The organism is Micrococcus sp. HG099, from assembly GCF_024723355.1.
Taxonomy (GTDB): domain Bacteria; phylum Actinomycetota; class Actinomycetes; order Actinomycetales; family Micrococcaceae; genus Micrococcus; species Micrococcus endophyticus.
The window spans coordinates 1-7,331 of record NZ_JANQCJ010000115.1 but is presented as its reverse complement, the minus strand read 5'-3'; the positions used below and the strand labels follow the sequence as shown (position 1 = coordinate 7,331).

6 protein-coding genes and 1 pseudogene are annotated in these 7,331 nt (G+C 72.6%); 1 reads left to right on the top strand and 6 read right to left on the bottom strand.

Annotated features, from left to right (window positions below):
* The 5 genes from NWP10_RS09600 to glyA form a co-directional block, all read right to left on the bottom strand.
* Positions 1–982, bottom strand: a 982-nt coding sequence (locus tag NWP10_RS09600) for an ABC transporter permease (RefSeq protein ID WP_258300739.1), incomplete at its 3' end; no start/stop codon positions are given.
* A gap of 3 nt (positions 983–985) precedes the next feature.
* On the bottom strand, positions 986–1,993 hold the full coding sequence (locus NWP10_RS09595; protein WP_375162482.1) for an ABC transporter ATP-binding protein: 1,008 nt from the start codon (positions 1,991–1,993) through the stop codon (positions 986–988).
* A 52-nt stretch (positions 1,994–2,045) separates the two neighbouring features.
* Positions 2,046–2,462, bottom strand: a complete 417-nt coding sequence (locus tag NWP10_RS09590) for an MmcQ/YjbR family DNA-binding protein (RefSeq protein ID WP_017489280.1) — start codon at positions 2,460–2,462, stop codon at positions 2,046–2,048.
* Positions 2,463–2,633: 171 nt separating this feature from the next.
* On the bottom strand, positions 2,634–3,545 hold the full coding sequence (locus NWP10_RS09585) for a bifunctional methylenetetrahydrofolate dehydrogenase/methenyltetrahydrofolate cyclohydrolase (RefSeq protein ID WP_017489281.1): 912 nt from the start codon (positions 3,543–3,545) through the stop codon (positions 2,634–2,636).
* A gap of 7 nt (positions 3,546–3,552) precedes the next feature.
* A complete protein-coding gene (gene glyA / locus NWP10_RS09580) occupies positions 3,553–4,833 on the bottom strand; it encodes a serine hydroxymethyltransferase (RefSeq protein ID WP_258300738.1) in 1,281 nt (426 codons plus the stop codon).
* A 213-nt stretch (positions 4,834–5,046) separates the two neighbouring features.
* On the opposite strand from glyA, the gene NWP10_RS09575 reads away from it, so the two are divergent.
* Entirely contained in the window at positions 5,047–6,561 is a 1,515-nt protein-coding gene (locus NWP10_RS09575) for a catalase (protein WP_017489283.1), read from the top strand.
* 296 nt (positions 6,562–6,857) lie between these two features.
* Here the strand turns inward: NWP10_RS09575 and NWP10_RS09570 are convergent.
* A pseudogene (locus NWP10_RS09570) lies at positions 6,858–7,331 on the bottom strand (hypothetical protein); the annotation flags it as partial.

The window sequence follows — 7,331 nt, the reverse complement described above, 5'->3', positions numbered from 1 at the left end:
GTGCGTCGACCTCCCGCGCGCGGCGGCCCAGCCGGGACGCGCGGACGGGCTTGGGGCGGGCGAGGGCGTCCCCGTCCGGGGTGCCGCGGCGCCAGCCCAGGCGTCGAGTGTAGATCCGCACCGCCAGCCACGTGCCGACGGCGGCCATGGCCACGAGCACCACCACGTGCAGCACGGTCAGCCACACCGGCTCCGCCATGCCGTAGGAGAGCACGCGGCCCAGCTGGGCGGCGTGCCACTGCGGGGAGATCCAGCCGATCCAGCGCAGCCACACCGGCAGCGCCTCGAGCGGGTAGAACGTGGCGGAGAACAGGAACAGCGGCATGATCACGAGCCGCTGCACCGTGGCGAACTGCCCCTTGTCCTCGGTCAGGGAGGCCGCGAACGCCATGATGGGCGCGCCGATGGCCAGCCCGCCGAGGGTGGCCGTGAGGATCTGCAGCCAGCCCCACGGGCTGTGCACCACCCCGAACGCGAGCATCACCAGGAAGAACACGAGCCCCTGGAACAGGAAGCGCAGGCTCACCGCCCCCAGGTGGCCCACGGCGATCTGCGCCGGCGTGAGCGGCGTGGCCTGCGCGGCGTAGTACGTCTTCTGCCACTGGAACCCGCCCATGACGGGGTAGGAGAACTCGACCGCTGCCGTCATCAGGGCGCCCGAGGCCAGCAGGGCGGGTGCCAGGAACGCGACGTAGGAGACGCCGCCGAGCCCCTCCTGTGCGGCGCCGCCGCCCATGAGCTGGGCCAGGCCCAGCCCCATGGCCAGCAGGTACACGATCGGCTCGCCGAGGGCGCCCACGATCAGCACCGAGCCGTAGCGGCGCATGTTCCGCAGCTGGTGCTCGGCGTAGTAGAGCGCGCCGCGGCGCGTGACGCGCTCGGCGGACTCCCCGGCCGAGATCGGCGGGCTCAGCGGGGCGGGTGACGCAGAGGCGCGGGGCGCGGCGGGGCCGGGGGCCGTCGTCGTGGTGGAGGCGTCCACGGCTCAGTCCACCAGGGTGCGGCCGGTGAGGATGAGGAAGACGTCCTCGAGGCTCGCTCGGCGGGTCAGCGTGGTGACGGGGGCGGGCAGGGCGCCGTCGTCGACGAGGCCCTGGACCACGGCGTGCAGGTCGTCCGCGTGCGCCGCATAGACGAGCACGCGGTTCGGCAGGACCTCCACCCGGTGCACGACGCCGTCGCCGGCGCGCGCCTGGATCGTGCGCGCGGCGGCCTCGTTGCGGTCCGCGCCGAAGCGGGCCTCGAGGACCTCGCGCGAGGCGTGCTCGCGGATCAGCGCGGCCGGGGTGCCGGCGGCCATGATCTGCCCGCCGTCCACCACCACGAGCCGGTCGCACAGCTGCTCGGCCTCGTCCATGTAGTGGGTGGTGAGCAGCAGCGTGGTGCCGCGCTCCTTGAGCCGGTAGAGGCGGTCCCAGAGGATGTGGCGCGCCTGCGGGTCCAGGCCCGTGGTGGGCTCGTCCAGGAGGAACAGGGCCGGCTCGTTGACGAGGGCGCGGGCGATCACCAGGCGCCGCTTCATGCCGCCGGAGAGGTCGGTGACCTTCGCGTCCGCCTTCTCCGTGAGCTGGGCGAAGGCGAGCAGCTCGTCCGCCTTGGGGCGCAGGTACGAGTAGGGCAGGCCGAAGTAGCGGCCGTAGATCAGGATGTTCTCCCGGGCCGTGAGCTCCTCGTCCAGGTTGTCCTGCTGCGGGACCACGCCGAGGCGGGCGCGCACGGCGGGGCCGTCCTCCTCCGGGTCGATGCCCAGGATGCTCAGCTCCCCGGCCGTGCGCTGCAACGTTCCGGCCAGCATCCGCATGGTGGTGGACTTGCCGGCGCCGTTGGGGCCGAGCAGGCCGAAGCACTCCCCCGGGCGCACGTCCAGGTCGATGCCCTTGACCGCGTGGAAGTCGCCGTACTGCTTGCGCAGCCCGCGGGCGCGGATGACCGGGGCGGGGCCGGCGTCGGGGGCGTCGGCGGGTGACTGCGAAGGCGAGGGCGAAGCGGGGATGGCGTGGCTCACAACTGCTCATCGTACGACCACGCGCGCGGTGCCGGGCCGCTCAGCCGCGGCCGAACGTCGCCGGGTCCACCGGCCAGTCGCGCCGCGGCACGCTGCGCTCGAGCACCAGCAGGTAGGACTCGGTGACCAGGTCCCTCACGAGCGCCGCGTCGAGGCGGGCCGGGGCGTCGTCGTCGCGCGGGTCCGCCGAGGGCGGTCCGAGCGAGATCCAGTGCCGCTTGCTCATGTGGTAGCCGGGGGTGACCTGCGCGGGGTAGGCCTCGCGCAGGGCCGCGCCGTCCTCGGGCACGGCCTTGAGGTTCACGAGCATCGCCCCTTGGGCCTCCAGCACGAGCATGAAGACCCTGCCGCGGACCTTGTACACGTCCGCCTCCGGCCCGAACGGGTGGGTGAGCTCCGAGCCCGGCAGCTCCAGGGCGCGGGCGGCGGCGAGGGCGGGCAGGTCGAGGGCGTCCATGGACCGCAGGCTAGGCGCCCGCCGCGCGGCCGGTCACCGGCCGGGGTTCCGGCCCGTGGCCCCCGGATATGACCCCCGGACGCGACGGACCCTGTGGCCTGGCTCCCGTCTCGTGCGAGACGGGGGCCAGGCCGCAGGGTCCGGTCAGCCGGGCGGGGTGCGACGGGCCGGTCAGGCCTCGGCGCGCTCCCCCGCCCAGTCCTCGGCGTCGGCCGCGCGCTCGGCGGCCTCCACCACGTTGGACAGGAGCATCACGCGGGTCATCGGCCCCACGCCGCCCGGGTTCGGCGCCATCCAGGCCGCCTTCTCCTTCACGGCCGGGTCCACGTCGCCCAGGACGCGCGACGTGCCGTCCTCCCCGGTGACGCGGGAGACGCCCACGTCCAGGACGATCACGCCGTCCTTGACCTGCTCCGGCCGCACCATGTGGGCGGAGCCGGCGGCGGCGATCACGACGTCGGCCTGGCCGAGCAGCTCGTCCAGGTTCTGCGTGCCCGTGTGGGCCAGGGTCACGGTGGCGTTGACCTCGCGGCGGGTGAGCACCAGGCCGGCGGGGCGGCCGATGGTCACGCCGCGGCCGATGACCAGCACGTGCTTCCCGGCCAGCTCCACGCCGTGGCGGCGCAGCAGCTCGACGCAGCCGGCGGGGGTGCACGGCAGCGGCGAGTCCAGCTCGCCGCCGACCGAGGCCACGAGCCGCCCCAGGTTCATGGGGTGCAGGCCGTCCGCGTCCTTGTCCGGGTCGATGGCCTCGAGCACCTTCTGGGTGTCCACGTGCTTCGGCAACGGCAGCTGGACGATGTAGCCCGTGCAGGCCGGGTCCTCGTTCAGCTCGCGCACCACCGCGAGGATCTCCTCCTCGGTGGCGTCCGCGGGCAGCTCGCGCTGGATGGACTCGATGCCCACCTCGGCGCAGTCGCGGTGCTTGCCGGCCACGTACTTCTGCGAGCCGGCGTCCTCGCCCACGAGCACGGTGCCCAGGCCGGGGGTGTGCCCGCGCTCGGTGAGAGCGGACACCCGCTCGCGCAGCTCCTCCTTGAGGGCGGCGGCCGTGGCCTTGCCGTCCAGGACCTTCGCGGTCATCGGCGCCTCACCAGCCCTCGAGGCCGTCGTACAGCGGGAAGTCCTCGGTGAGCTTCACGACGCGGGCGCGCAGCGCCTGCACGTCCGGGCTCGGCTTGAGGGCCGCGGCGACGATCTCGGCGACCTCGCGGAACTCGGCCTCGCCGAGGCCGCGGGAGGCCAGGGCGGGGGTGCCGATGCGCAGGCCGGAGGTGGTCATCGGCGGGCGCGGGTCCCACGGCACCGAGTTCCGGTTCACGGTGATGCCCACCTCGTGCAGGATGTCCTCGCCCTGCTTGCCGTCCAGCTGGGACTCGCGCAGGTCCACGAGGACCAGGTGCACGTCGGTGCCGCCGGTGAGCACGGAGATGCCCAGCTCGGTCATGTCCGGGGCGGTGAGGCGCTCGGCCAGGATCTGGGCGCCCTGCAGGGTGCGCTCCTGCTTCTCCTTGAAGTCGGCCGAGCCGGCGATCTTGAAGGCCACGGCCTTGCCCGCGATCGCGTGCATCAGCGGGCCGCCCTGCTGGCCCGGGAACACGGCGGAGTCGATCTTCTTCTTGAACTCCTCGGTGGAGAGGATGAAGCCCGAGCGGGGGCCGGCGAGGGTCTTGTGCACGGTGGAGGTGACGACGTCGGCGTGCGGCACCGGGTTCGGGTGCAGGCCGGCGGCCACGAGGCCGGCGAAGTGGGCCATGTCCACCCACAGCTTGGCGCCGACCTCGTCCGCGATGGAGCGGAAGGCGGCGAAGTCCAGCTGACGGGGGTAGGCGGACCAGCCGGCGACGATCACCTTCGGCTGGGCCTCGAGGGCCTTCTCGCGGACCTTGTCCATGTCGATCCGGTAGGTGTCCGGCTCCACCTCGTAGGCGGCGATCTTGTAGTTCTTGCCGGAGAAGTTGATCTTCATGCCGTGGGTGAGGTGGCCGCCGTGGGCCAGGGACAGGCCCATCAGGGTGTCCCCGTGGTCCATCAGCGCGGTCATCACGGCCACGTTGGCCTGCGCGCCGGCGTGCGGCTGGACGTTGGCGTGCTCGGCGCCGAACAGGTCCTTGGCGCGCTGGATCGCGAGGTTCTCGGCGACGTCCACGAACTCGCAGCCGCCGTAGTAGCGACGGCCCGGGTAGCCCTCCGCGTACTTGTTGGTCAGCACCGAGCCCTGGGTCTCGAGGATGGCGCGCGGCACGAAGTTCTCCGAGGCGATCATCTCCAGCGTGCCCCGCTGGCGGCCGAGCTCGTCCGCGAGCGCCGCGGCGATCTCCGGGTCCACCTCGGACAGTGGCTGGGTGTTGATGTCGGGCGTCTGCGTCACGGGGGATTCCCTTCGAAGCGGGGGTCTGTGCGGCCGGAAGGCTCCGGTGCCGCCCATCCTAGTGACCGGGGGCGCACGCGGGCCCTCGTGCATCGCACGACGTCGAGACCGGGCGGTTCTTTTGACTGATTCAGAAATGTGCCAAGATCGGGGGTGAGGCCGCGCCCCGGCCATTCGGTGTGCGGTCGACGTCGATCGACGAAGGAGAGTTCCATGACGGAGAACCAGAAGACGACCCCGCACGCCACCGGCTCGACGCGCCAGAACGGCGCGCCCGCCGTCAGCGACCGCCAGTCCCTGACCGTGGGCAGCGAGGGCCCCATCGTCCTCCATGACACCCACCTGGTGGAGACCCACCAGCACTTCAACCGCATGAACATCCCCGAGCGCCGCCCGCACGCCAAGGGCTCCGGCGCGTTCGGCGAGTTCGAGGTGACCGAGGACGTCTCGAAGTACACCAAGGCCCTGGTGTTCCAGCCGGGCGCCAAGACCGAGACCCTCCTGCGCTTCTCCACCGTGGCCGGCGAGCTGGGCTCCCCGGACACCTGGCGCGACGTGCGCGGCTTCGCGCTGCGCTTCTACACGGACGAGGGCAACCTCGACGTCGTCGGCAACAACACCCCGATCTTCTTCCTGCGCGACCCCATGAAGTTCACCCACTTCATCCGCTCGCAGAAGCGCCTGCCGGACTCCGGCCTGCGCGACGCCACCATGCAGTGGGACTTCTGGACCAACACCCCGGAGTCCGCGCACCAGGTGACCTACCTGATGGGCCCGCGCGGCCTGCCGCGCACCTGGCGCGAGATGAACGGCTACGGCTCCCACACCTACCTGTGGGTCAACGCCCAGGGTGAGAAGCACTGGGTGAAGTACCACTTCATCTCCCAGCAGGGCGTGCACAACTTCTCGAACGAGGAGGCCGAGGCGATGGCCGGCAAGAACGCCGACTACCACCGCCAGGACCTGTTCGAGTCCATTGCCAAGGGCGACTACCCCAAGTGGGACCTGTACATCCAGGCGATCCCCTACGAGGAGGGCAAGACCTACCGGTTCAACCCCTTCGACCTCACGAAGACGATCTCCAAGAAGGACTACCCGCGCATCAAGGTCGGCACGCTGACCCTGAACCGCAACCCGGAGAACCACTTCGCGCAGATCGAGTCCGCCGCGTTCAACCCGGGCAACATGGTCCCCGGCGTGGGCCTGTCCCCGGACCGCATGCTCCTGGGCCGCTCCTTCGCGTACCACGACGCCCAGCTGTACCGCGTGGGCGCCCACGTGAACCAGCTGCCGGTGAACCGCCCGAAGAACGAGGTGCACAACTACGCGTTCGACGGCCAGATGTGGTACGACCACACCGGCGCCCGCTCCACCTACGCGCCCAACTCCAACGGCGACTCCTGGTCCGACGAGACCGGCCCCGTGGACGACGGCTGGGAGGCGGACGGCACCCTGACCCGCGAGGCCCAGGCCCTGCGCAAGGACGACGACGACTTCGGCCAGGCCGGCACGCTGGTCCGCGAGGTCTTCACCGACGCCGAGCGCGACGCCTTCGTGGAGACCGTCGCCGGCGCCCTGGACGGCGTCCGCGAGGACGTCCAGGCCCGCGCCTTCCAGTACTGGAAGAACGTGGACGCCACGATCGGACAGCGCATCGAGGACGAGGTCAAGAAGCGCCAGGGCGACGACATCCCCGGCGTCGCCGGCGGCGGCGAGGCCCGCATCTGATCGACCGGACCTGACCGGCGCCCGCGCGGCGTCGGCGAGTCCACGGCGGCCGCTCCCTCTCACGAGGGGGCGGCCGCCGTCGTCGTGGCGGGTGGGCGCGCAGAGCCGTGCGGGAGTGCAGAGCCGTGCGGGAGTGCAGAGCCGTGCGGCCGGGCACGTCTGAGCGTGGCGTGGCCGCGCGGGCGGGCCAAGGCCGTGCGGGGGTCAGAGCCGATCACGCACCCCCGCAGTGCAGAGACGGCGAGGGCCGCGGGGAGATCCTCCCCGCGGCCCTCGCCGTCCGGTGCGGCGTCAGGTCAGCGCTTGTTCCGGCGGCGCTCCTGCGCCTCGGCCAGCTTCGCCTTGACCACCTTCACGGCCTTGTCCTTGGCCGGGATCGCGACGTTGTCGCGCAGCGGGACGGCCACCTTGTCGCGCACGGTCTCGAGGACGGTGCCCGCGACCGCGCCGGCCTGGGCCAGCTTCGAGTCCCCGGCGGAGGCGTCGGTGCGGGCAGCGCTCGGGCGCACGGCGTCCGCGCGGGTCGCGTCCTGGACCGGCAGGGCGGCGCCCTCGGTGTCGTCGGCGGCCGGCTCCGCGTCCGTGGGCACGGACGAGGTGGAGGTGTCCGGAGACGTGGACGTTGCCGGGGCGGCCGATGTGGCCGGGGCGGCGGGCGTCGTGGAGGCGGCCGGGGCGGCCGGCGTCGTGGAGACCGGCGTCATGTCCTCGCGGCGGTGCGGCGGGGTCACGGCGCCGGGACGGTGCGCCGTGGCGGGCGTGGCCGGGGC

Excerpts from the sequence above, each read along its gene's own strand:
- NWP10_RS09575 (WP_017489283.1), top strand. The coding sequence starts at position 5,047 with ATGACGGAGAACCAGAAGACGACCCCGCACGCCACCGGCTCGACGCGC.
- NWP10_RS09590 (WP_017489280.1), bottom strand. The coding sequence starts at position 2,462 with ATGGACGCCCTCGACCTGCCCGCCCTCGCCGCCGCCCGCGCCCTGGAG.
- NWP10_RS09585 (WP_017489281.1), bottom strand. The coding sequence starts at position 3,545 with ATGACCGCGAAGGTCCTGGACGGCAAGGCCACGGCCGCCGCCCTCAAG.